Raw genomic sequence first — 23,028 nt, 5'->3', positions numbered from 1 at the left:
AGCGCGCCGGTTCCGGCCCCAGGCCAGCGCGTGACCGTACGCAACCGCCCCTGGGTGGTCACCGACGTCGTCCGCTCGACCGCCGCCAGCGACGATCCGGCACGCGCCGCGGAAGCAGCCACCAGCCACCTCATCACGCTGTCGTCGCTGGAGAGCGACGGCAGGGACGAGGAGCTCCGGGTGGTGTGGGAGCTGGAACAGGCGACGGACGTCCACGACCAGTACGAGCTGCCTTCTCCCGACGACGGCTTCGACGAGCCGGGACGGCTGGACGCCTTCCTCGATGCCGTGCGGTGGGGTGCTATCGCGTCGGCCGACAAGACGGCGCTCCAAGCTCCGTTCCGCTCCGGCGTCGAGATCCAGGACTACCAGCTGGACCCGGTGGTCCGCGCCCTGTCCATGCCGCGTACGAACCTGTTGATCGCGGACGACGTAGGTCTGGGCAAGACGGTCGAGGCCGGTCTGGTGATGCAGGAACTGATGCTGCGGCACCGCGCCCGCTCCATGCTGATCGTCTGCCCCGCCGGGCTGACGCTTCAGTGGCGGGACGAGATGCGGGACAAGTTCGGTCTGGACTTCCGGATCGTCAACACGAAGATGCTGCGGGAGCTGCGCCGCTCGGCCGGGCTGTACGCCAACCCGTGGACTCACCACCCGCGTCTGATCGTCTCGATCGACTGGCTGAAGCGTGAGCGCCCGCTGCGTATGTTGCGCGAGCTGCTGCCCGCAGTGCCGGAGTATCCGCGCGCCTTCGACCTGCTGGTCGTCGACGAGGTGCACACGTGCGCGCCGTCGGGAACGGGAAAGTACGCGGTGGACTCGCAGCGCACCCGGGCCGTGAAGCTGCTGGCCCCGCACTGCGAGCACCGCCTCTTCCTCTCCGCGACCCCGCACAACGGCTACCTGGAGTCCTTCACCGCACTCCTGGAACTCCTCGACGACCACCGCTTCGCCCGGGGGATCAAGCCGTCCGAGGAGCAGCTGCGCCGGGTGATGGTGCGCCGTATGAAGTCGGAGCTGCCGCCCCTGTGGAACGGCAAGCCGCGCTTCCCCAAGCGGGTGCCTCACGCGCTGGAGGTCGAGTACAGCGAGGCGATGCGTGATGCGTACGCGAAGCTGACGGAGTACGCCCGCTCGCGCCGTGCCGAACAGGGCAACGGAAAGGCGGGCGGAACGGCCGCCGACTTCGTGACGTCGCTGTTGAAGAAGCGCTTCCTGTCGTCACCGAAGGCGTTCGCGGAGACCATCCACACCCACCTGGACACGATGACGTCCCGGCGCACCGATCCCGAGGAGGAGCCAACCCCGAGCATCCGGGTGCTGCGGCCGCTGATCGACGGGATCGAGGAGGCCGAGGAGGAGGACGAGCAGGAGCAGGCCGAGGCGGCGACGCGGGCCTTCACCGCCGCCCGTCAGGCAATGCGTCCGCTCTCCGACCGCGAGCACACACTCCTCAAGGAACTGGACACCTGGGCCGTCGACGCCGGGAAACGGCCTGACGCCAAGTTCGCCCGCTTCAGGGAGTGGCTGGACGAGATCGTGTGCCCGGGCGGCCCGCTGGGCGACTGGGAACCCGAGCGGGTCATCGTCTTCACCGAGTACCGCGACACCCAGCGCTGGCTGTACGGGCAGCTGATCGCCGCCGGTTATCCCGCAGAACGGATCGCCCAGTTGTACGGCGGCCAGGACCCGGAGGACCGCGAGCAGGTAAAGCAGGTCTTCCAGGAGAGTCCCGACCTGTCCCCCGTCCGTATCCTGCTCGGCACCGACGCGGCCAGCGAGGGCATCAACCTCCAGGCGCACTGCCACCGGGTGCTGCACTGGGAGATCCCCTGGAACCCCAACCGCCTGGAGCAGCGCAACGGCCGTGTGGACCGACACGGACAGAAGGCCCAACAGGTCGACGTGTTCCACTTCGTCCCGGCCGGCTGGCAGGGCTTCGACCCGGCGCACGACCACCAGACGGACTCGGGCTACGAGGACGGGGCCTTGGAGGACGAGCTGCACTTCCTGGCCGTGGCCGCCCGCAAGACCGAGCGCATCCGCGAGGATCTGGGCAGCGCGGGCGAGGTGATCGCCGCGCAGGTCGAGCAGAAGATGCTGGGCCGCCGTTCGAGCTGGACCACCGCCGACGCCGAGATCACCAAGCGGTCCGGGAAGGCCGTCCTCAAGGTCGAGCGCGACCTGGCACGCGACCTGGAGCGGCTGGTGGACGCGCTGTCCGCCAGCCGCCAGGAACTGCATCTGCACCCGGCGACGGTCGAGCAGGTCGTCCGCACGGGTCTGCTGCTGGCCCACCGCAAGGACCTCATCGAGGTCCCCGACCCCAAGCCGGGCAAAGGGGCACGCTGCTTCCGCCTGCCGGAGCTGCCCGGCGCCTGGGCCCGTGCCCGCAACGACGGACTGCGCCACCCCCTCACCGGCAGGGAACGCCCGGTCGTCTTCGATGAGTTGGAGGCCCGCGACCGTACGGACGTGGTGCACATGCACCTGGGCCACCGCCTGGTGCAGATGTGCCTACGCCTGTTGCGGGCCGAGCTGTGGTCCAGCGGCGCGGGAGCCCATCTGTCCCGGGTGACGGCCCGTGTGGTGCCGGACGGCGTGCTGCGGCAGCCGGCACTGGTCGCGCACGGCCGGGTGGTCATCACCGGCAGTGGCGGAACGCGGCTGCACGAGGAGGTGATCACGGCGGGCGGCCTGATCGAGGGCGGCAGGTTCGTCGCGGCGAAGATGGAGGAAGTCGACGGCTGGCTGACCGAGGCGACGGACGAGCTGCCCGCCGCCGACATCCGGACCGAACTCGCCGATCTCTGGCCGCAGTTGGAGGAGCGTCTTGCGCGAGCCCTCAACACCCGGGCGAACCGCCGCTTCCGCTCCCTCGAAACGCTGCTCGCCGAACGTTGCGAGGAGGAGGTCGAGGGCATGCGGTCGGTCCTGGAGGACCTCGGCCGCTCGATCCGGGACCGGCTGGACGACACGGGCCACTGGCAGCAGGAGTCGCTGTTCGACGTCGACGACGAGCGCCGCCAACTCCGCGCGGACCGGGAGGCGTTGCAGGAGCGGCTGCGACGGCTGCCGGACGTGACGGAGGCGGAGACGTCCGCGTTGCGCCGCCGCTGGGCCGATCCCTCGCCGCGCTGGTTCCCGGTCGCCGTGACCTTCCTCGTCCCCCGTTCCCTCTCGCCCCTAGCAGCTACCGCCGCCAGCCAGGAGAACCGCTGATGCCGACCGCCGCCCCCACCGCAAGGAAGTTTCCGCCGAAGGGCTCGGTCCCCACCCCCGCCGAGCAGCACGAGGACTGGCTGCGGCTGCTGCGCCCCGACGGCCCGTTCGTGTCGCTGCCGGTGCTGGTCGGCGCCTTCCCGCAGGGCCTCGACACGATCCCGCCGGAGACGTGGGCAAAGCTGCGGCAGGCGTGGGCGGAGGTCCAGGAGGATCCGGCCCTGCTGCGGCCCGCGTGGGAGAAGCTCGTCCTGACCGAGCTGATCGGCTGGCGGGCTCCCGGCCTGCGCGAGGGCGCGGCGATCCCCGAGTCGTTGCACGCCGGCGCGAACACGCCCGACGGCGTCCTCCTCGGCCCCGGCCAGTCCGGTGCCCTGGCCCCGCGCGCATTGTTCTTCCGTACGGACGACTGGGAAGGCCCCCTCAACCGCCCGCGCGGCGAGCAGCCGGGCCTGGCGGACCGGGCGGCCGACCTGTGCAGGGCGCGGGGGGTGCCGCTCGCACTGCTCACCAACGGACGCGAGTGGGCCCTCGTCCACGCCCGTCCGAAGGAGGCGACCACCGTCGCCGTCTTCGACGCGGACCTGTGGGCCGAGGAACCGATCCTCGTCCGCGCCTTCGCAAGCCTGCTCACCGCGGGCCGGGTCGTCCGCCCTCCGCTGGACGCGGCGGGCAAGCCGACCGAATCGACCGCGGGCCTCTTCGCCCGAACCGTCGACGCGATGTCCGAGGTCACCGACACACTCGGCCGCCAGGTCCGTGAGGCGGTGTCGCTGCTGGTCGCGGAGCTGTCCCGACTGGACCGCGAGTCACGCGGCGAACTGCTCCGGGACGTACCCGCCAAGCAGGTCTACGAGGGCGCGCTCACCGTGATGATGCGCCTCGTTTTCCTCCTCTACGCAGAGGAACAGCGGCTACTGCCCGCCGGAGACGAGCTGTACGACGCCTCGTACGCCGTCGGCCCCCTGCACGACGAGTTGGCGCTGGCCCAGAGCCTGCACGGCGACGAGCTGGGCGACCGGGTCGAGGCGACCTGGCCGCGCCTGCTCGCCCTGTTCGCCGCGATCCACGGCGGCAGCACGCACGACCGGCTGTGGATCCCGCCGTACGGCGGCTCCCTCTTCGACCCGTCCCGTTTCCCCTGGCTGGTCCCGGCCAAGGTCACCGACCGGGTGGTCTACGAGATCCTCGACGCCCTCCTGACCCTGCGCGCCCGCAAGGGCTTCAAGGGGAAGGAGCGCCTGTCCTACAAGGGCCTCGACGTTGAGCAGATCGGCCACGTCTACGAGGGTCTGCTGGAGTACGGCTGCCGCTGGGCCGACGAGCCGTACGTCGGGGTCTCCTTCGGTAGGGACAAGAAATACGAGGCGGTACTGCCGCTCGCTCGCCTGGAGGAGTGGGCGGCGGCCGGCACGCTGGCGGACCAGGTGGCCGCGGTCACGGGGACGAAGGCCGCCACGGTGACGGCCGCGCACGCCAAGTCGGGCGCGGCGACGGTCGAGTTGGAGACGGCGTGCGGCAGTGACATCGCTCTCGTCGAGCGGGCGGCTGCCTTCTCTGAGTTGTACGGCGTCGACCTGCGCGGCGAGCCGAAGGTGTGGCCCGAGGGCTCGGTCATCGTGGTCCGCTCCGGCAACCGCCGCGACACGGGCACGCACTACACGCCGAAGGCGCTGGCGGAGGAGGTCGTGGAGCACACGCTGGCCCCGCTGTGCTTCGCGCCGGGTCCGGCGGAGGGCGCGGCGCCGGGTGTCTGGCAGCCGAAGAAGGCCGAAGAGCTGCTGAAGCTGCGGGTGTTGGACCCGGCGATGGGTTCGGGTGCGTTCCTGGTCTCTGCGTGCCGGTATCTGTCGGACCGGGTGGTGGAGGCGTGGCTCAGGGAGCCCGACCTCCCGCCGGAGATCGCGAAGGACGTGGACCGCGACGACCATGAGCAACTCCACCAGATCGCTCGGCGGTTGGTGTCCGACCAGTGCCTGTACGGCGTCGACCGCGACCCGATGGCGGTGGAACTGGCCAAGTTGTCACTGTGGTTGGTGACACTGGCGAAGGGCCGCCCGTTCTCGTTCCTGGACCATGCGCTGCGCTCGGGGGACTCGCTGGTGGGCGTCATCGACGTCCGGCAGGTCAAGCAGTTCCATCTGGAGTGGCGGGACCGGCAGTTGAGCCCGGAGGTCGCGCGGGCGCTGGACGTCACGGAGACGCTCCTGTCGGAGGCGGCGGAGCTGCGGCGCCAGATCGAGTCGACGGCGGTGACCGACATCCGGGTGGTCCGCGACAAGGCGGACCTGCTGGCGAAGGCGGAGTCACGGAGCGAACGGCTGCGGCTGGCGGCGGACGCGGTGGTGGGCGCGGCCCTTGCCGCCGAGGGCATCTCCGACGACGAGGCGTCCGACATCTCCGGCGAGGAGCGGATGGGCGGGGCGCGGGGCGCTGCGCAATTCCGCGACGCCAAGGAGGACGCGAAGTCACGGGCCTACCGGAACCGGCTGGAGTCGGTGGCGGGGCTGGTGGCGACGGCGTTGGAGGGCAGTGCCGGCGCCGAGGAGGCGGCGACTCGGGCGCGAGAGATTGTGGATGGCTGGCTGAAAGGACCTCGGGCTGAGGCTATAAGTCCGCTGCATTGGCCGTTAGAGTTTCCTGAGGTTATGGGGGCGGGCAACCTAAATGGCTTTGATGCAGTTATGGGTAATCCACCATTCATTCAAGGCAAGAGGATCTCTGGCGCTTTAGGAGCCGACTATAGAGAGTACCTGGTCAACCACATCAGCCATGGCGTACGCGGGAATGCAGACATCTGCTCATACTTCCTCTTAAGATATCTGACACTCGCCCCAAAAAAGCGAGCCGGAATTATCGCCACGAACTCGATTGCGCAGAACGAAAGTCGAGAGGTCGGCCTCGATCAGGCTACAGGATCCGACTGGAAAATCTACCGAGCCATAAAGTCTCAGCCGTGGCCCGGAACGGCCGCTCTGGAAGTCTCATTACTGTGGCTCGGCGGACAAACCGATGAGACCGAAAACCCATTCTTGGATGGCCACAAGGTGCATGGAATCACCGCCGGATTAAACGTTCTGTCACGAGTATCCGGAAATCCTTTCCCTCTTGAAGCAAATGTAGATGCCTGCTTCCAAGGCGTCACCTTACGGGGGATTGGGTTCACCCTAAAGCCCGAGCAGGCTCAATCTTTAATTGCGCGAGATCCTCGCAACCAAGACGCACTCCTTCCTTACCTTGGCGGAGAGGATCTGAACTCCCGCCCCGATGTCTCAGCTAGTCGCTGGACCATAAATTTCCGAAACTGGCCGGAGGGAAAGGCACGCTCCTACCCAGACCTCTGGAACATAGTCGATTCTAAGGTGAAGGGCGTCCGCGAGAAAGCAGATGCCGAGTCACCAATCAAGTTTTGGCATTATTGGCGTCCCCGCCCCGAGCTGCACGATGCGATCGCGGAGCTCGCGAAAGTCATCGTGATTGTTCGCCACAGCAAAACGATGGCTCCCGCAATGCTGTCCACCGGCCAGATTTTCTCAGACGCTGTTTGCGTAGTCGCCTCAGATTCCCCTAAGCGACTCGCCTTGCTATCCAGTAATATTCATGTCGCGTGGGCCATCCGCTGGGGCTCCACCCTAAAAGGCGACCCCCGATACACCCCCTCCGATGTATACGAGACGTTCCCTCACCCGCAAGAAACAGACCGCCTTGCCTCTGCCGGAATCACTCTGGAAAAAGCCCAGCGAGACGTCATGACTGCCCGGGACATCGGCCTCACCCCGGTCTACAACCTCGTGAACCGTCAATCCGAGGCAGCCTCCGACATCGAGGCCATCCGACAAGCGCACGTCGAAGTGGACCAAGCCGTCGCGAACGCCTACAACTGGACCGATCTCGACCTCAAGCACGGCTTCTACGCGACTCGGCAAGGTGATCGATTCACAATCGCCGCCGACACTCAAACCGAGATCCTGGACCGTCTCCTGGAGCTGAACCACGTCCGCTACAAGGAAGAGTTGGAGAAAGGCCTACACACGCCGGAGGCCAAGCGGCGTCGTGCTGCCGCACGCAAGGCCAAGGCGAAGGCGCGGACCACAGCGCCCGTAAACCCGAGCGCCGTGGGGGACTTCGGCGACGGCCTATTCCCGCAGCCGGACGCCCTCTTCTGAGCCCACACGCCAACGCGCCCCGCTCCTGATACCAACCAGGCGTGGGGCGGGAGCAGTTGAGAGGTCAGTTCTCCGACGCGTACATCACGAAGTCCACCCACGCGTCCGGGGCGAAGCCCAGGCGGGCGCCCTGGGCGTCCTTGGAGTCACGGACGTGGATGGTGCCGGGGGTGGTGGCCACCTCGACACAGTCGTTCGGGTTGCTGCTGTCGCTGTAGCTGCTCTTGAACCACGCCAGCTCGGAAGAGTCTCCGGCAGAGGACTCGCGGATCATGTGTCTCCCAGCAGTTGTTCGATGTAAGCCAGTGACTCCCGTGCGGTCAGAGCCTCGGCCCGGATGATGCCATAGCGCAGTTCGAGGATCCTCAGCTGCCTCAGGTCTGAGACGGGACGTCCGCCGAACTCGTCGTCCATGCGTCCAACCGCCGTTCCGTCCTCGAACTTCAGCACCTGGATTCGTCCTCCAGTACCAGGATGGTCCCAGCGGTCCATCGGCATAACCTGAATTTCGACGTTCCGCAACTGCCCCAGCTCCAGGAGGTGTTCGAGCTGCCTCCGCCTCACCATCCTGCCTCCGACTGGGCGCGTCAGCGTCACCTCTTCCTGAACAAAGCTGAGTTCAGGGGCCGATGAACGTTCGAAGATCCCCTTCCGGGCCATGCGCGCGGCCACCGCTCGCTCCAGTTCGTCTCCCGAGAGCGATGGACGCCTCGTCTTCAGCAGCGCCCACGCAAACTCCTCGGTCTGCAGCAGGCCGTGCAGGTTGTGGTTGGCGTACGAGAGGGTTTCGACTGCCTTGGCCTCCAGCTTCGCCAGTTCCCGAACCTTCTTCGGATACCGAACCTTCGCCACGTCCTCCTTCATCGCCGAGATCAACCCATCCGCCCCCAGCACCTCCTCCGCCTTGTCCAGGTACTCAGGCTGAGGGATCCGCTTACCCCCTTCGATCTTGTAGACCATGTCCTCCCCGTACCCCACCGCCAACCCGAACTCGGCGGCCCGCATCCCCTTCGCCTCGCGCCGCAGTTTCAGCTGCCGCCCCACGGTCGCGACGACCGCCACACCCCAGTCGTCATCCGGGTCCACCTCCCAACCCGGCTCGTCCGCCTCGCCCTTGAGCCGACCCGCGTCGCCATTCCCCTGCTGCATCCCGCACCCTCCGTCGCACGTCCACGCCGCAACGCCCCTTACCCGCACAGCCCGTGCCGACAGCCCCGACAACACCGGACAAACTCCGGACAGTCACGGTACGAACCGGCTGAGTCACTGTTCACGGTAAGCGCGCACCACCACGCTCAGTCACGTGAACCAGGAAAACTCCACCCAACTCCACGCCCCCACCCGTCATTTCGGCGTCCTGCTGTCCCCCACCCCACGCGGCGCCCGCCTCGCCCGCCTCCTCGCCACGGAGTGGCTGCGCACCTGGGACCTGCCGCCCGGCAGCACCGACACCGCCGAACACCTCGTCGCGGAACTCGCGGCGAACGCCGCCACCCACGGCCGGCTCCCGGGCCGGGACTTCCGACTCGCCCTCCACGCCACCACGGACGTACTGCGCATCGAGGTGACGGACACGCGCGGTGATGACCTCCCCCTACGCCAACCCCCGTCCCCGGACGCCGTATCGGGACGCGGCCTGGTCCTCGTCGAGGCTCTCGCCGATCGCTGGGGTGTCGAACTCGGCCCCGTCCCCCGGAAGACCGTCTGGGCCGAACTCGACCTGCTCCCAACGGAATCGCTGGCGGCACCGAAGCACAGCGGCCCGTGCTCCGGTGCGGCTGACGCTCTTCCCTAAGAACCACGGAAGAGAAAGAACCCGACCAAGCCCCACCCCTCCCTCCCGCCCACCTGTCCACGCTCCGCGCAAACTCACTCGCGCGAGTGAACATCACCAACTGGACTGGATTCGGGACCGGTTGCCTGCCCTACGCTCAGCGCGACACAACGCAACACGAAACAACCGCAGACATGCGACGGCCCCCGCCGGGACGGCAATCCCAAGGCGAGGGCCTGACCACCGAGGAAGTAGGAGCTTCCCGATGGACACCGAAAACCCTAGCGCGCCCCCGCGCGCCCAGTCCCGTATCCCGGGCAAAAACCACCCCCACCGGCGACCACACGCGGGCGTCATCCACGACAACACCCGCCACACCACGCGCTTCACGGTGATCGGCAACCACCTCGCCCAGCACCCCGAGCTGTCGGGTCTGGCGATCGGGCTCGCCGTCCACATCCAGTCGCTGCCCACCGGCGCCCCCGCCGACATCAAGACCCTCGCCGCCCGTTTCCCCGAGGGCCCGACCCGTATCGCCGCCGCCCTGCGGGAACTCGAAGCCCACGGCTACCTCCGCCGTACCCGCGAACGCGTCCCCGGCGGCCGGATCGTCACCCGCACGGTCTCCTGCAACCAGCCCGGCGCACCCCGGGAGGACGCCGCCCCCGCCGTACGACGGACCGCCCCGGACAAACCCCCGTCCCGCAAGCTCCTCCCCGCCGTGCCCCGGCCCGCGTACCCCTCGCCCTCGCTCCTCCGGACGGCCACCGACCTCCTCGCCGGCCTCCGCCGCCACGACTCCCGCCTCCTCCTTTCCGCCACCGACGCCGAGCACCTCGCCCCCGGAGTCGCCGCCTGGCTGGAGCGCGACCTCACCCCCACCGCCGTACGCCACGCCCTGACCACGGACCTGCCACCCGAGGACCTGCGCCGCCCGGCGGCGCTCCTGGCCCACCGCCTCGCCGCCCAGCTGCCACCTCCGTCGCCGTTCCGCGCACTCGCACCGCCCCCGGGCGTACGGCATCCGCTCCAGACCTGCGACGGTTGCGACCGCGCCTTCCGCTCTCCCGCGCCCGGCCGCTGCCGTGACTGCCGGTCCGACCTGGCGAAGGCCGCCTAGCATGAGCGTGACGACTCAGGAGTTTCCTTCACTCCAGCCCCGGCCGGATATCCTGGCGAGGGCACTCCTGGAGGACACGATGAGCACACTGGCCGACCACGGACGCGAGCTGATCCCTCGCCCCGATCAGACCCCTGACGCCCTCCGCGCTGCGCTCGCCATCGTTGCCCCGGGGCGCCTGGACGAGATGCAGGCCACGAAGGACGCCGCCTTCGCCAAAGCTGTCGAGTGGCAGTCGCTGAGCCCCGTGCAGAGCTGGGTCCTCCTCTGGGCAAGGGACATCGAGATCGCCCGCTGCCCCGACCTGTCCTCCCGCTTCGACCGCGCGCAGAGCCGACTGGAACACGAGGACCCTGCCGCCGCGCAGGAGGCTCTACAGGAGCTGAGCGCTGTCCTGGACGACGCCATGAAGGCGGTACGCGGTTGAGCTGGAAGTGGGAGTACGCCTTCGGTGCGGAGGAGGCCGCCCGCACCGCTCCCGCCGACTTCCTCGCCAAGGTGGAAAGCAAAGCGGACGAGTTGGTCAGAGCCGCCGAAGCTGTGCACATCCACGGCCGGGCCCACGAGGGCGTCGACCCGGCGGGCGGCGACATCATCGTCCCCGGCGGCATGTTCACGTATCAGGTCGTCGTACGCAGCGAACGCGTCTACGTCGTACAGATCACCTACCTGGGGTTCTGACCGTTCAGGCACGCACTCGCTACTCCGGCCGAACGACGAACATCGTCACCCGCCGCATCCGCACCCCCGTGCCACGCGGCTCCAGATCACCGGTCACCTCCACCTCCAGCCCCAACCGCCAGGCATCGGTGGCCTTGTCGATGTCCTCCGGACGCAGTTCCACACGGACCCTCCGCTGCCGCTGGGAGTCCTCGTGCAGGAGCCAGCCGTAGATCGTCGCCTCCCGCGGGTCCACGTCCCGGTGCAGTTTGGTCACCACACCGTGCAGAACCGCGTCCTGCTCCCGGCCCAGCCGTTCGCGCAGATCCTGCGCCACCGCCTCCAGTGCCTCCACATGGAGGCCCGTGATCGCGACTGGCTGTGAGGGTTGCTCCATCGGCATCTCGGGCGACCATGCGAACGCCAGTGAGAAGTCACGACGCTCCTCGCCCGCGATCTTGACGAGGGATTCGCAGAGGTTGGCCGACAGGCCGGCGTTGTCCAAGTGCTCGAAGTGGGGCACGGAGTCCTGGGCCAGTGTCTGCTCCGCGACGAAACGCGCGCAGGTGACTCCGGCGAACAGCATCCGGGAGACCCGGCGGGCGAACGGTTCGGAGGGCAGCAAGGGGTGCCTGACCAGTTCCGAGTCGTCGAAGAGTGACCCCTGCCCCGTGCTGTCGTGCCCGGCGTACTGGCCGTCCGGCAGCGGGGTGTGGGCGGCGATGACGTAACTGCCGACCCGCGTCTGGTCCAGCCGTACCGCCGCCACGTGCTCCTTCACCAGCTGCGGCTTCTGCGCGGGCTGCACCGCCTGCGGAGTGAGCGCCGAGGACGCGGCCGCGGTGTGCAGGTCCTTCAACCCGGTGAGTGCAGACACCAGGTCCAGGAGAGGAGCCGTACCGGAAGGGCCCGGCGGGACGAGCCTGAGGAACTGCCAGTCCACCGGAGGCAGTTGCATCTCGCGCAGGATGTCGCCCGGACGGCGGGCCTCGACGACGGCGAGGGTCTCCAGGATGTCGGCGATCCGGCCCCCGTAGTCACGGCGGCGCTGCATCGGCACAAGAAGCTCGTACGGAGCCGGGTCGAAGGGGGCCTCCGGCTCCTGCGGCGGCCTCCACTCCCACAACTCGGCACCGGACAGGTCGCGTTCCGCGCTCCATCCCTTGCCGCTCAGGTAACGCCTCACCGTTACGGGAGCCAGGCCCTCGGCCTCCTCGAACTCCGCATCCGTGATCACGGTCATGACACCACCAGCATGTTCCGGTAGTCCTCGGCGAAGAGGTCGTGCAAGGAGTCGACGGTCAGCAGATTGGCACGCGGAACGTGAACCGTGCGCGTACCCGTTTTCGGCACGTCCTCCAGCAGATCGTGGTCGTGCAGGCACATCCAGTAGGCGGCGCGCCGCAACAGCATCCGGTCGTGGTTCGCATGCGCCCAAGCGAAGGGGTCGGTTGGAGCCAGAACGAGGAAGAGGAAGCGAGGGATCTCGTAGTCACGGCCGGCCAGCAGGTTGTAGTTCTTCACCTTGAGCGGGTAGTGGATGTGCTCTCCGTGGATATCCGGTGACGATGTGCACTTCACCTGTGCCTCAATGGCCGGAAACCGACGAGTACCCGCTCGTCCCGTGTAGCCCAACTGCCAGTCGACACCCACCCTGTCGCGTTCCCTGCGGCTCACGTCCAGATCGGCCGCCGTGGCCAGCATGCGGATGAACTCCTCGCCGAACGCTCCCCGGTGGCCGTTGTCCCCGAACCCCGTCGATCCCTTGAGCCATCCCGGCGCGTGCTCAGGACCGGTCAGCGGAACGCCGTAGGTCCCGGCCACGGACTTCGGAGGTGTTAAGCCACTCGACGGCTGATGCGGGATACCGCCGGTTCTGTTGTCCGTCATGTGTCCCCGCTCGCCCTTCGAACCCCCGCGCGCCGCTGCGTCCTACCGCTCTTCGCACGCGTTTCGTACCCCTGGAGCCACGCACCGTAACGACGGTCACACACTCAACCAAAGGCCTTGATCGGAATCAGGCCGAAAGCAGTCCGCCGGATGGCGCGGAACCATCAGCAGGTGAAGTGGCTGATCGGGTTCAGTACGGAAGTCCGTACCGGTTGTCAGTGGGCGCACCTAGTCTGGCCCCGTGACCCAGCAACCTCTCGCCAGTCCAGGTTCCGAGCCGGACCCCACCTCCGGTGGAGCGGTGCTGTCCGCGCCCACCCCGCAGCAACTGCGCGACCGGCTCGCCGAACTGGTCGTACGCGATCTCCTGGGACCCACCGGCGAGGAGCCGGAGGAGCTGGCGGGCAATCCCCTGGACCACTACATCATCGGGCGGCTGGCCCCCGGCGGTGTACGGGACGAGGAGAGTGCGGCCCTGCGGACGGTCGGCAAGGTGGTCGCGCCGGAAACGCTCGAAGAGACGGGCATGGCGCCCGAACAGGAGCCGGAGGCGGGAGATCCCGAGCCGTCCGCGCCCAACATGCCGAGTCTTCATCCGTCGACGCTGGGACTGACCCTGCGCGTGGACGGCCAGGTCCAGGAGCTGACGGTCGACTGCGCCTGGTCGCGGTACGAGCGTGGGGACTCGAAGATCGAGGGAAACCCGAAGCGGGTGTACCACCGAGTGCCCTGCTCGGGCACGGTCACCGTGAAACTCGTGGAGGGCAAGCTGGCTGCCCTGCCGGTGCACGCCCGCGACTACCCGCACATCGTGGTGCGCGGCCGGGCCCGCCTGCACGAAGGATCGTGGCTGATCTCCCTGTTCCTGGTCAACGGGCAAGAGAACAAGCCCGGTTCGACCCACTGGATGTTTCAGGCCACGATGGCTGTGGCGGGTGCGCCGGACACCGCGCCCTTCCTGCCGCGCCGCAGCGCCGAGCCGCCCGGCGGCAACCAGGACGAACGGCGCTCGCTCGCCATGACGTACCGCTTCCACCCCGAGTTCGCCGTTGGCCACGGCACCGGTGTGCACGCCGAGGCCGATCCCACGGACCCTCGGCGTGCGATGCGTATCTCCACCACAACCACGCCCTCGTACGAGGTCCCGCATACGGACGTACCGGATCCGCGGCACGACCTGCGCGACGAGGACCTGCCGGAACTGACGGAACTCGTGCTGGACATGAGCGAGTTGAGCAGGCTGGAGGCCGCTCCGTTGCGGGCCGCCCTGCTCCCGCTGGTGGACGGTTACCGGTCCTGGATCGAGCGGCAGAAGCAGTCGGTGGACGATCCGGCCGCAGGGCTCGATGCCTACCGCGCGGAGGCCCTGGAGAACATGCGCCTCGCCGGTGAGGCCGCCGACCGTATCAGCGAAGGCATTGACCTGCTGCGGGACGACCCCGATGCCCTGGACGCCTTCCGGTTCGCCAACCGCGCCATGTGGCACCAGCGCGTCCACACCATCGCCGCGGGCGACCGACGGCGTACGCCCACGAAATCGCTCGAAGAAGCGGTCCGGGAAGTCGATCTGCCGAAGAACCGCAGCTGGCGCCCCTTCCAGCTGGCCTTCCTGCTGCTCAATCTGCCCTCGCTCGCCGACCCCGCCCACCATGAGCGCACCGACGACCGCAGTGCACTCGCCGACCTCCTGTGGTTCCCCACCGGTGGTGGCAAGACCGAGGCGTATCTCGGCCTGACCGCCTTCACCCTCGCCATCCGGCGGCGCAAGCCTCACCTCGGCGGCCTCGACGCCGAGCACGGCGTCGCCGTGATCATGCGCTACACGCTGCGGCTGCTCACCATCCAGCAGTTCCAGCGCGCCACCGCGCTGATCTGCGCCTGCGAGGTGATCCGACGGGAGGCCCCGGACCGCTGGGGTCGCAACCCGTTCCGTATCGGGTTGTGGGTGGGGGGCAGGGTCACCCCCAACACCACTGACCAGGCCGCCGACTGGGCCAAGGAGCGCAAGAAGGAGAAGGGGTACGGCGGCTTCGGCCGTATGGGCTCGCCCCATCAGCTCACCAGCTGTACCTGGTGCGGTACGAAGATGGAGGCAGGCCGCGACATCGCCGTCGACACCACCCTCCGACGGACGTTCATCACCTGCCCCGACGCCTTCGAGTGTCCCTTCGGGGCCGCCGCCTTCGGACTCCCGGCCGATGAACAGGGTCTGCCGATCCTCGTTGTGGACGAGGAGATCTACCGCCTCCCGCCCAGCCTCGTCATCGCCACCGTCGACAAGTTCGCCCAGCTGCCTTGGAAGGGCGAGACCCAGGCTCTGTTCGGCCAGGTCTCCCGCCGGTGTACCCGGCACGGATATGTCACGCCGTCCGCCGTGGACGCGGAATGGGAGTCCTCCAGCCACCCCGCGGCCGGCGATCATCCGGCCGCCTCCACCGTCGACGCCGTTCGCGTGCGCCCGCCGGACCTGATCGTCCAGGATGAGCTGCACCTCATCTCCGGCCCGCTCGGCTCCCTCACCGGACTGTACGAGACCGCCGTGGACCGGCTCTCCACCTGGGAACCCGAACCCGGCAAGGCCGTGCGTCCGAAGGTCATCGCCTCGACGGCCACCGTGCGCCGCGCCGACCGCCAGATCCACGACCTCTTCGCCCGCAGGACTGCTGTTTTCCCGCCCTCGGGGCTGAGCGCCGATGACACGTTCTTCGCCCGGCGTCGGGCGACTGATGCCACCCCCGGCCGCCTGTACTTGGGCATCTGCGCGCAGGGAGTGCGGACCAAGTCCGTGGCGATCAGGGTGTTCGTCGCCCAACTCGCCGCCGCCCAGCATCTGTACGAGACGTATGGGGCGAGCGAGCTGACCGACCCGTACATGACCCTCGTCGGCTACTTCAACAGCCTGCGTGACCTCGGCGGCATGCGGCGGCTCGTGGAGGACGACGTGTCGGCCAGGCTCGTCCGGGCCGACCGGCGCGGCCTCGCCGCACGACGGATCGGTGAGCCGGCCGAGCTGACCAGCCGAATGGCTTCCGACGCCATCCCCGACATCCTGGAGAAGCTCGACATCACTTTCGGCCGTCGACCCAAGGGCTCGCCGCGCCCCATCGACGTCCTGCTCGCGACCAACATGATCGCCGTCGGCGTGGACGTATCCCGGCTCGGCGTCATGGTCGTCAACAACCAGCCCAAGTCGACCGCCGAGTACATCCAGGCCACCAGCCGTGTCGGCCGGCGGGCTCCCGGTCTCGTCTTCACCGTCCTCAACTGGGCCCGGCCGCGCGACCTTTCGCACTACGAAACCTTCGAGTCCTTCCACGCCACGATCTACCAGCACGTCGAAGCGCTGTCCGTCACGCCGTTCGCGGACCGCGCCGTCGACCGGGGCCTCACCGGGGTCCTGGCTTCCCTGGTGCGCAATCTCAAGCCCGAATACAACCCGAACCGCGGCGCCCAATGGGTGGATCGCCGCGGAGAGGTCGTCAGCCACGCCGTACGGTCGCTGGAACTGCGTGCCAGAGACGTCACGGCCATGCGGCACACCGCCGACGAGGTGCGCACACGGCTCGACGCCCGGCTCGACTACTGGGAGCAGAAGCGCAAGGCACCGGGAGCGGTTCTCGGCTATCGGGCAGCCCGTCGCCAGGGCGATGTCGCCCCGCTCCTGCTGGAGCCGGACAGCGGACCTTGGCGGCTCATGACCTGCCCGACCTCACTGCGCGAGGTAGAACCCCCGATCCGGCTGATCTTCACCGGCCCGGCAGGCCTCGAATCCGACGACGAGCCGCCCTACGTACCGCGTCAACAGGTCAACGACACCAACCTGACCACCGACGCAGATCCAACAGATCCCATGGAGACGACATGACCAGCCCTGCCACCGAAGCGCTCCGCGTCGGCGAGCTGCGTCCCAGCCAACTCCTGCACACATACGGCGTCGGCGCCGTCACCGATCTGCCGAACCTTTCGACGATGGTCATGGGACTCGACGACTGGGACCCCGTGCGCGCCCGCGTTCTCACCGAGGACCGCCTCCTCGCCGCCGTCCGCCGCCGGCTGGGCGGCCAGGTCGCCGCCTTGCGCACTCCGCCCCACCTGCCGGAGAACCCCGCGGACCCCTACGGCGACTGGACCAGGACCGGTGTTCCGGTCGGGCTCTTCCCTCGCTGGCTGCGCTGCTCACGCGAGCGGTGCAACCAGCTGGCTCCCGCTTCGGGCGGCCTCTTCCAGCTTCGGAAGAACCTCTACCGACCGGAGAAGACCAAGTACGTCCACGTCAACTGCGGTGGGGCAGGCAAAGGACAGCCCACTGCCCTGCCCGCCCGCTTCCTCGTCGCCTGCCCAGCCGGACACATGGACGACTTCCCCTGGGTCTACTTCGTCCACCGTGGCGCGTCCTCGTGCGAGGGGCACACCCTCAGCCTGACCGAGTCCGGCACCACCGGCGAAGCCGCGAACGTCTTTGTGCGATGTACCTGTGGAGTGCCACCCCGCTCCATGGCGGACGCCCTCGGTCAAGCAGGCGAGCGGAACCTGCCCGCCTGCCGCGGCCATCACCCGCATCTTGGCGTCTTCGCTCAGGGCGGATGTTCCGAACACGCACGCACCATGGTGCTGGGCGCTACCAACAGTTGGTTCGCCTCCCAGTTGAGAGTGTTCAGCATTCCTCGTGCCGAGGAGCCGCTCACCCAAGCGGTCAGGGAACACTGGAGCCTGCTGTCCCCGCTCGCCGCCGTCCCTGCCGATGCCGCGAAGATGCTGCTGCCCACCCAGGCGTGCTGGCCAGAGTTGGAGCAGTACGGGGCGGACGCCGTCTGGGCCGCGGTCACCAAGGAGGCTCAGGCAGCCGCAGGTGATCAGGCCGACGAGGACGAGGAGTTCGACCTCATCACCCCCGAGTGGCGGGCCTTCATCCATCCTCGCGACCACTCATTGCCGGACTTCACCACCGTCCGTGAGCGACAGGTACCCGACGGCACAGCCGACTGGCTCGACAGCGTCGTTCTCGTCCACCGACTCCGCGAAGTCTCGGCGCTCACCGGCTTCACCCGGATAGAGGCTCCCGAATGGCTGCCGGAGGACGAGGGGCGAACCCTCGCAGGAGCCCCACTCAGCCGCAATCCCTCCACCTGGGTGCCTTGTGCGGAACTGCGCGGCGAAGGCGTGTTCCTCGCACTCAAGGAACAACAACTCGCAAACTGGGAACGGCAGGACGCCGTACGCGCCCGCGAGGAGGTCCTGAAATCGGCGCACTGGGACTGGTGCGTGGCCCGACGGGTGGAGCCCCGCTGGCCAGGTATCAGATATGTCCTCCTGCATACGTTGGCGCACGTTCTCATCCGCCAGTTCGCCTTGGAATGCGGCTATGGAGCCTCCGGTATAGCGGAACGCATCTACGCGCGCTCGGGGCCCGACGCCATGTCCGGAATCCTGCTCTACACCGCCGCCCCCGACAGTGAGGGGACCCTGGGCGGACTCGTCTCACTCGGCCGCGGCGACCGTCTCGGACCGGCCATCGCCCAGGCTCTGGAAGAAGCCAGGCTGTGCAGCTCCGACCCCATGTGCGCTGAGCACGATCCGCGCGTCCATGCCCGGTTGCATGGGGCCGCGTGCCATGCATGCCTGTTCGCGGCGGAGACCTCCTGTGAGCGGGGCAATCACTACCTGGACCGGGCACTCCTGGTGGAGACGCTGGCTGACGACAAATGTGCGTTCAGGCCGTGAGCCGATCGGGCGGCGATGACTTGAGCGAACCTGCCGAACCGTCTGCTCACACGGCACACGTGCCCCCAGCCAGGAGCGGCGCCTCCTCACATCGTCTGCCCCGACTTCTGGCCGCGCTCTGCGATCGCCTGCCCGAAGACCGAATCGCCGTCCTGGAACAACTGCTTGACACGGTAAACGGTCCCGATGACCCTTTGCTGAGCCGTTTCAGCGCAGCCCAGTCAGCCGCCGGCCTGGCGCAGCAGCTCTCGGAGGTCATCCGCGTCTGGCGGATCGAGGTTCCAGGCATGACCGGGGCGGGGCTCGCTCTTGCCCTTGCCACTGCCCGGTCGTTTCCTCGACCCGGGCCCGCCCAGGTCGCGGTGAGCGGACCGATGAGTGCATCGATACCGGCAAGACTGACGAGCGGTGTTGCTTTGGAGGTCATCCGCTCGGCGGACACCTCGCTGCTGATCGCCAGCTTCGCCGCGCACGGTGCTGAGAACGTCGTCACGGAAATACGACGAGCCGTCGACCGGGGGGTTCGCGTGGATCTGTTGCTCGAAGAGTCCACACAGGCAGCGGCAGCCTTTGCTGCGCTTCCTGATCATGTACACATCTGGCATCGGGTCGGGTCGTCGGGCGTATTGCACGCCAAACTGATCGCTGCCGACCGGCATACAGCTCTTCTGGGCAGCGCCAACCTGACCGACCGGGCCTTGTCCGACAACATCGAGCTCGGCGTGGTCTTGCGTGATCCGCATCTGCTGGATCCACTCGTGGACCATTTCCACTGGCTTCTGGCCCCTGAGAACAACGTCATGCGGCTTGCATGAAACCGGCCTGCGAGTAGCTTGTCCGGGATCCCCCCAGCGGGCCGGGATCCTCGAAAGGCCAGCTCCCGTCGAGGTCATAGGCGTTGCTGCAGGCGCGAGGACCTGAACCTCTCACCCGAACACGCTGAACGTGTCCTCGGCCCGGTCCCGCCGCGTCACCAACTCCCAGGCCCCGTCGGCGATTTCGTCGGGGTTGAGGGTCCTGTCACCCACATCCCCGAACTGCTCCGGGTTCGACGTCACCAGCTGGTGGATGTCACCGCGCTCGACGAGTCCGCCGATGACCAGGTTCCCGGCGTAGACCCCGGTGTCGGCCAGCGCCGCGTTGAGGGTCAGGGCGTAGTTGCGCAGGGCGGCGGACGAGACGGCGAGCGCGCCGAGCGTGGGCATCGGCACTACGGCGCTGAGCCCGCCCGCGAACACGAAGGCACCGGTGCCCCGTTCGACCATGCCGGGCAGCACCCTGCCCACCACGTTGACGGCCGGATACATCCAGCTCATCGCCTCCTGGACGCCGGCGGAGTCGGTCTCGGTGATCGACCTGGGGCGGCTCCCGTCGAGGTCGAGGGCGCCCGGTCCGTAGTAGACGAGGTCGATACGGCCGTAGCGCTCGACGACGGTGTCGAGCACCGAGCCGAGCTGCTTGGCGTCGCGCACGTCGGCGACGTAGGACGCGGCCTCGACGCCCGCCGCGGCGAGGGACGCGACATAGACGGCGTGCCGGGTGTCGCTGCGGGAAACGAGCACCACTGTGTACGCCTCGCGGCCGAAGCGGTGGGCGACGGACATGCCGAGGCCGGGGCCGGCCCCGAGGACTACGGCGACCTTGGGCCGGTGCGATGCGGATGCGGGCATGGCGGAGCCTTCCGGGACGACTTCACGGACACGGCTAACTTGAGGCGCTCCTCAACTTACGTTTCCGACCGTAGCACGGAACCTGAGGCTCCTCTCAAGTTCCGTATGATGGCGTCATGCACCAGCCCGCCCCCGCCCCCAAACCCCTGCGGGCCGACGCCGCGCGCAACCGCGACAAGCTCCTGGCGGCCGCCACCGAGGTGTTCGGCGAACGCGGTCTGGACGCGTCGCTGGAGGAGATCGCCCGGCGGGCCGGGGTCAGCATCGGCACGCTGTACAACCACTTCCCGACCCGGGAGGCGTTCTGGGACGCGATCTTCCCGGAGCGGCTGGCCGCGCTGGAGCGGATCGTCGACTCGGCACTGGCGGCCCCGGACCCCTGGGACGGGTTCGTCGGGTACGTCGAGGGGCTGTTCGCCCTACAGGCCGAGGACCACGGCCTCAACGACGCGCTGGCGCAGCGGTTCCGGGCAGCGGGGGAGGTCGAGCAGGCCTGTCACCGCGGCTTCCGGCGCGCGGAGCAGATCATCAAACGGGCCCGGGACAGCGGGCAGTTGCGCCCCGATTTCGAGCCGGAGGACCTGGTCACCCTGGTCTGGGCGATGTCCCAGGTGATCCGCGAGTCGATGGCGACCGCGCCCGACAACTGGCGCCGCTGCCTGGCGTTCTTCCTCGACGGTCTCAGAGCTGGTGCGGCGCATCCCGTCGCGGTGCCACCATTGACCCCGGGTCAACTCAGCGAGGTCATGCGGGCTCGGTGACGGACCCCGACGTAGACGTGTTCGCGCCAACCCGTAAGGTGCCGCCATGGCAGTCCCCGAGGTCATCCCGATCGCCTACGACCCGAATCAGCGCAGCGGGGCCGTCGGCCGCTACGCGGACGGTCAGTTCCTGGCGTCGGTCACCTACGCGTTCCCCCAGGGTTTCCGTCCCGGCGACGGCTGGGAAGAGCAGAAACGTCTCTACACGGTGCTCCACACCTTCGACGCCGCGGGCCGCTACCGCGACTCGGAGATCTGGTGCGCCGGCACCTGGGCCGAGCAGCAGCGCGCCCCCCAAGGCGACGACTCCGTCCTCTCCCAGGCCCGCATCCACCTGGCGAAACTGCTCCGCGCCCTCCCCCGCCGCAGTTACACCGACATCGCGGTCCGCCCCTTCCAACGCACGGTGGACGGCGTCCTGTTCGGCCTGCTGATCGAGGAGGACGAGGACGGCAGCTGGGCGGAGCTGTACCCGGACCGGCACGCGTTCGGGCCGCCCTGGGACGGCACGTACGACAGCTGAGCCGCAACTCCCCTGGTTGGTAAGGGAAGTTGCGGCTCCTGAGCGCGAGACCGCTGCTACCGCTGCTACCGCTGCTACCGCTACTTGAGCACCCCGGCTCCGGTGGTGGTCGCGAGCTCCGTCGGCAGGTTCTTCGCGGAGGTCTCCAGGCCGGCCGTGAGGGTCGGGGTCCAGTTCACGGTGGTCTTCAGCTTCTTGGAGTTGGCGGCGTTGTAGGCGGCGACGAGGTCGGTCGCCGTGCCGTTGACGAGGTTGCCGCTGCCCGCGATGGACCCGGTGCCGTCGCCGCTGAACAGCTTGCTCACCTTCTGACTCGCGGACGTCTTCCAGTAGTTGTCCTCGGCGACGACCTGCGCCTTGGCGCGCGAGTTGACGCTGTACTGGAGGACGTACCCGTTGAGGTTCGTGGTGTCGTAGTAGTTGTTGTAGATGTGGATCTGCCCGATCCGGGCCAGCGGCGCGCGCTGCACGATGCCCTTCCACACGTTGTGGTGGATGGAGACGCGCAGCTTGCCGACGCTGTCGGTGTCGCTGCTGCCGATGAGCATCGTCTTGTCGTGGTTGGTGAACTGGTTGCGCTCGACGGTCACCAGGTCCGAGCCCTTGGTGATGTCGAGTTCGCCGTCGTGGATCTGGTACTGGCGCCCGTAGTACGTCGGGTCGGAGGTGTCGAGCCCCGGCGCGTCGGTGAACGTGTTCTGGTCCGCCCACACATGCGTGGCACCGCGCAGCGTCACGGCGTCGTACTGCGAGTTCCAGTTCCCGCTGTCCCCGTCCGTCGGGTCCCACTGCGGGAAGCAGTCCTGGGTGGCGGCGAAGGTCAGGTTCCGCACGATGACGTTGTCGACGCCCTGGATCTGCAACATGCCGCCGGTGATCCCGGCGTTGGTGCCGGGCACGCCGACGACGCTCGTATTGGCGGGCACCCGGAAGATGACGTTCTTCCCCTGCTTGGCCTGCGCGGCGGCCCGCGCCTTCTCCTGCGTGCCGGAGGGCAGCTTCGAGCGGCCGTAGGTGGAGGGGTCGAAGGCCTTGAGATAGGCGGACAGCGAATACCCGGTCCCGGCCGCGTAGTCGGCGCAGCTCAGCTTCTTCCCCGAGTCGTCGGTGTTCGCGTCGATCGTCCCCTTGATCTTGACGATCCGGGGCGTGGTGTCACTGGCGGACCCGAGCGCCTTCACGAGCTGCGCGCGGGTGCTCACGGTGAAGGTGTGCGCGGCATCGGCCTTCGCGCCACCGGTGGTACCGGTCCCGGACGAGGCCCAGCCGTCCTTGGCCGCGAGGGTCTGGTGGTACAGGTCGGCGCTGGTACTGGCGGCGTTCGCGCTCAGCACGAGGAAGCCGGCACCGATGCCGGCGGCGGCCGCGGCGGCGGTGACGACGAGGGTGCGGCGCTTGCGGAGCGAACGGCGGTGGGACGGAGCGGGGGAAGGCGTGGCCACGGGGGAGTCCTTTGGTGCGGCGAGGGGTTACGACTCCTCAGTGGCCGTCAGGATCAAGAAGGTTGCCGCGGCTCGCCAA

General features: G+C 68.4%; 17 protein-coding genes. 11 read left to right on the top strand and 6 right to left on the bottom strand.

Annotation, left to right across the window (positions count from 1 at the left end; translation table 11 throughout):
* Positions 1-30 precede the first annotated feature (30 nt).
* Positions 31-3,222: a DISARM system SNF2-like helicase DrmD gene (drmD, locus tag ACQHII_RS25120; protein WP_427921417.1), complete on the top strand. Its 3,192-nt coding sequence runs from the start codon at positions 31-33 to the stop codon at positions 3,220-3,222.
* Complete coding sequence (locus ACQHII_RS25115; protein ID WP_427921416.1) at positions 3,222-7,388, top strand: Eco57I restriction-modification methylase domain-containing protein; 4,167 nt, start codon at positions 3,222-3,224, stop codon at positions 7,386-7,388. The genes drmD and ACQHII_RS25115 overlap by 1 nt, the downstream gene beginning before the upstream one ends.
* Positions 7,389-7,452: 64 nt before the next feature.
* Here the strand turns inward: ACQHII_RS25115 and ACQHII_RS25110 are convergent, their stop codons facing one another.
* Together ACQHII_RS25110 and ACQHII_RS25105 are read right to left on the bottom strand one after the other, a co-directional pair.
* A complete protein-coding gene (locus ACQHII_RS25110) occupies positions 7,453-7,662 on the bottom strand; it encodes a DUF397 domain-containing protein (protein ID WP_427921415.1) in 210 nt (69 codons plus the stop codon).
* The gene (locus ACQHII_RS25105; protein ID WP_427921414.1) at positions 7,659-8,537 is read right to left on the bottom strand and encodes a helix-turn-helix domain-containing protein; all 879 of its coding nucleotides are present in this window, start codon (positions 8,535-8,537) and stop codon (positions 7,659-7,661) included. Before ACQHII_RS25105 ends, ACQHII_RS25110 begins: the two co-directional genes overlap by 4 nt.
* 154 nt (positions 8,538-8,691) lie before the next feature.
* On the opposite strand from ACQHII_RS25105, the gene ACQHII_RS25100 reads away from it, so the two are divergent.
* From ACQHII_RS25100 to ACQHII_RS25085, 4 genes are all read left to right on the top strand, one after another.
* The gene (locus ACQHII_RS25100; protein WP_427921413.1) at positions 8,692-9,183 is read left to right on the top strand and encodes an ATP-binding protein; all 492 of its coding nucleotides are present in this window, start codon (positions 8,692-8,694) and stop codon (positions 9,181-9,183) included.
* Between the two features lie 244 nt (positions 9,184-9,427).
* Positions 9,428-10,282, top strand: coding sequence for a helix-turn-helix domain-containing protein (locus tag ACQHII_RS25095; RefSeq protein ID WP_427921412.1), 855 nt, complete (start codon positions 9,428-9,430; stop codon positions 10,280-10,282).
* A 79-nt stretch (positions 10,283-10,361) separates the two neighbouring features.
* Positions 10,362-10,709, top strand: coding sequence for a hypothetical protein (locus ACQHII_RS25090; protein WP_427921411.1), 348 nt, complete (start codon positions 10,362-10,364; stop codon positions 10,707-10,709).
* Positions 10,706-10,963, top strand: a complete 258-nt coding sequence (locus tag ACQHII_RS25085) for a hypothetical protein (protein ID WP_427921410.1) — start codon at positions 10,706-10,708, stop codon at positions 10,961-10,963. The genes ACQHII_RS25090 and ACQHII_RS25085 overlap by 4 nt, the downstream gene beginning before the upstream one ends.
* 19 nt (positions 10,964-10,982) lie before the next feature.
* Here ACQHII_RS25085 and ACQHII_RS25080 read toward each other — a convergent pair whose 3' ends face one another.
* Together ACQHII_RS25080 and ACQHII_RS25075 are read right to left on the bottom strand one after the other, a co-directional pair.
* Entirely contained in the window at positions 10,983-12,185 is a 1,203-nt protein-coding gene (locus tag ACQHII_RS25080) for a hypothetical protein (protein ID WP_427921409.1), read from the bottom strand.
* Positions 12,182-12,832 (bottom strand): DUF4365 domain-containing protein, encoded by a 651-nt coding sequence (locus ACQHII_RS25075; protein WP_427921408.1) that lies wholly within the window; start codon positions 12,830-12,832, stop codon positions 12,182-12,184. The genes ACQHII_RS25080 and ACQHII_RS25075 overlap by 4 nt, the downstream gene beginning before the upstream one ends.
* Before the next feature lie 241 nt (positions 12,833-13,073).
* Between ACQHII_RS25075 and drmA the strand changes: the two genes are divergently transcribed.
* The 3 genes from drmA to drmC are packed head-to-tail and all read left to right on the top strand — an operon-like array spanning position 13,074 to position 19,368.
* Positions 13,074-16,697, top strand: coding sequence for a DISARM system helicase DrmA (gene drmA / locus ACQHII_RS25070; RefSeq protein WP_427921407.1), 3,624 nt, complete (start codon positions 13,074-13,076; stop codon positions 16,695-16,697).
* The gene (gene drmB / locus ACQHII_RS25065) at positions 16,694-18,553 is read left to right on the top strand and encodes a DrmB family protein (protein WP_427921406.1); all 1,860 of its coding nucleotides are present in this window, start codon (positions 16,694-16,696) and stop codon (positions 18,551-18,553) included. The genes drmA and drmB overlap by 4 nt, the downstream gene beginning before the upstream one ends.
* Positions 18,550-19,368, top strand: coding sequence for a DISARM system phospholipase D-like protein DrmC (gene drmC, locus ACQHII_RS25060; protein WP_427921405.1), 819 nt, complete (start codon positions 18,550-18,552; stop codon positions 19,366-19,368). The genes drmB and drmC overlap by 4 nt, the downstream gene beginning before the upstream one ends.
* 111 nt (positions 19,369-19,479) lie before the next feature.
* On the opposite strand, the gene ACQHII_RS25055 is transcribed toward drmC, so the two are convergent.
* Positions 19,480-20,223 (bottom strand): SDR family NAD(P)-dependent oxidoreductase, encoded by a 744-nt coding sequence (locus ACQHII_RS25055; RefSeq protein ID WP_427921404.1) that lies wholly within the window; start codon positions 20,221-20,223, stop codon positions 19,480-19,482.
* Positions 20,224-20,339: 116 nt separating this feature from the next.
* Between ACQHII_RS25055 and ACQHII_RS25050 the strand changes: the two genes are divergently transcribed.
* Together ACQHII_RS25050 and ACQHII_RS25045 are read left to right on the top strand one after the other, a co-directional pair.
* Entirely contained in the window at positions 20,340-20,984 is a 645-nt protein-coding gene (locus tag ACQHII_RS25050) for a TetR/AcrR family transcriptional regulator (protein ID WP_427921403.1), read from the top strand.
* A gap of 46 nt (positions 20,985-21,030) precedes the next feature.
* Positions 21,031-21,507, top strand: a complete 477-nt coding sequence (locus ACQHII_RS25045) for a hypothetical protein (protein ID WP_427921402.1) — start codon at positions 21,031-21,033, stop codon at positions 21,505-21,507.
* Between the two features lie 80 nt (positions 21,508-21,587).
* Here ACQHII_RS25045 and ACQHII_RS25040 read toward each other — a convergent pair whose 3' ends face one another.
* The gene (locus ACQHII_RS25040) at positions 21,588-22,949 is read right to left on the bottom strand and encodes a pectate lyase family protein (RefSeq protein WP_427921401.1); all 1,362 of its coding nucleotides are present in this window, start codon (positions 22,947-22,949) and stop codon (positions 21,588-21,590) included.
* Between the last annotated feature and the right edge of the window lie 79 nt (positions 22,950-23,028).

The sequence above is a fragment of the Streptomyces sp. cg40 genome (assembly GCF_050320165.1).
GTDB classification, from domain to species: Bacteria; Actinomycetota; Actinomycetes; order Streptomycetales; family Streptomycetaceae; genus Streptomyces; species Streptomyces hokutonensis.
This window is presented reverse-complemented; position numbering and strand designations above follow the sequence as displayed.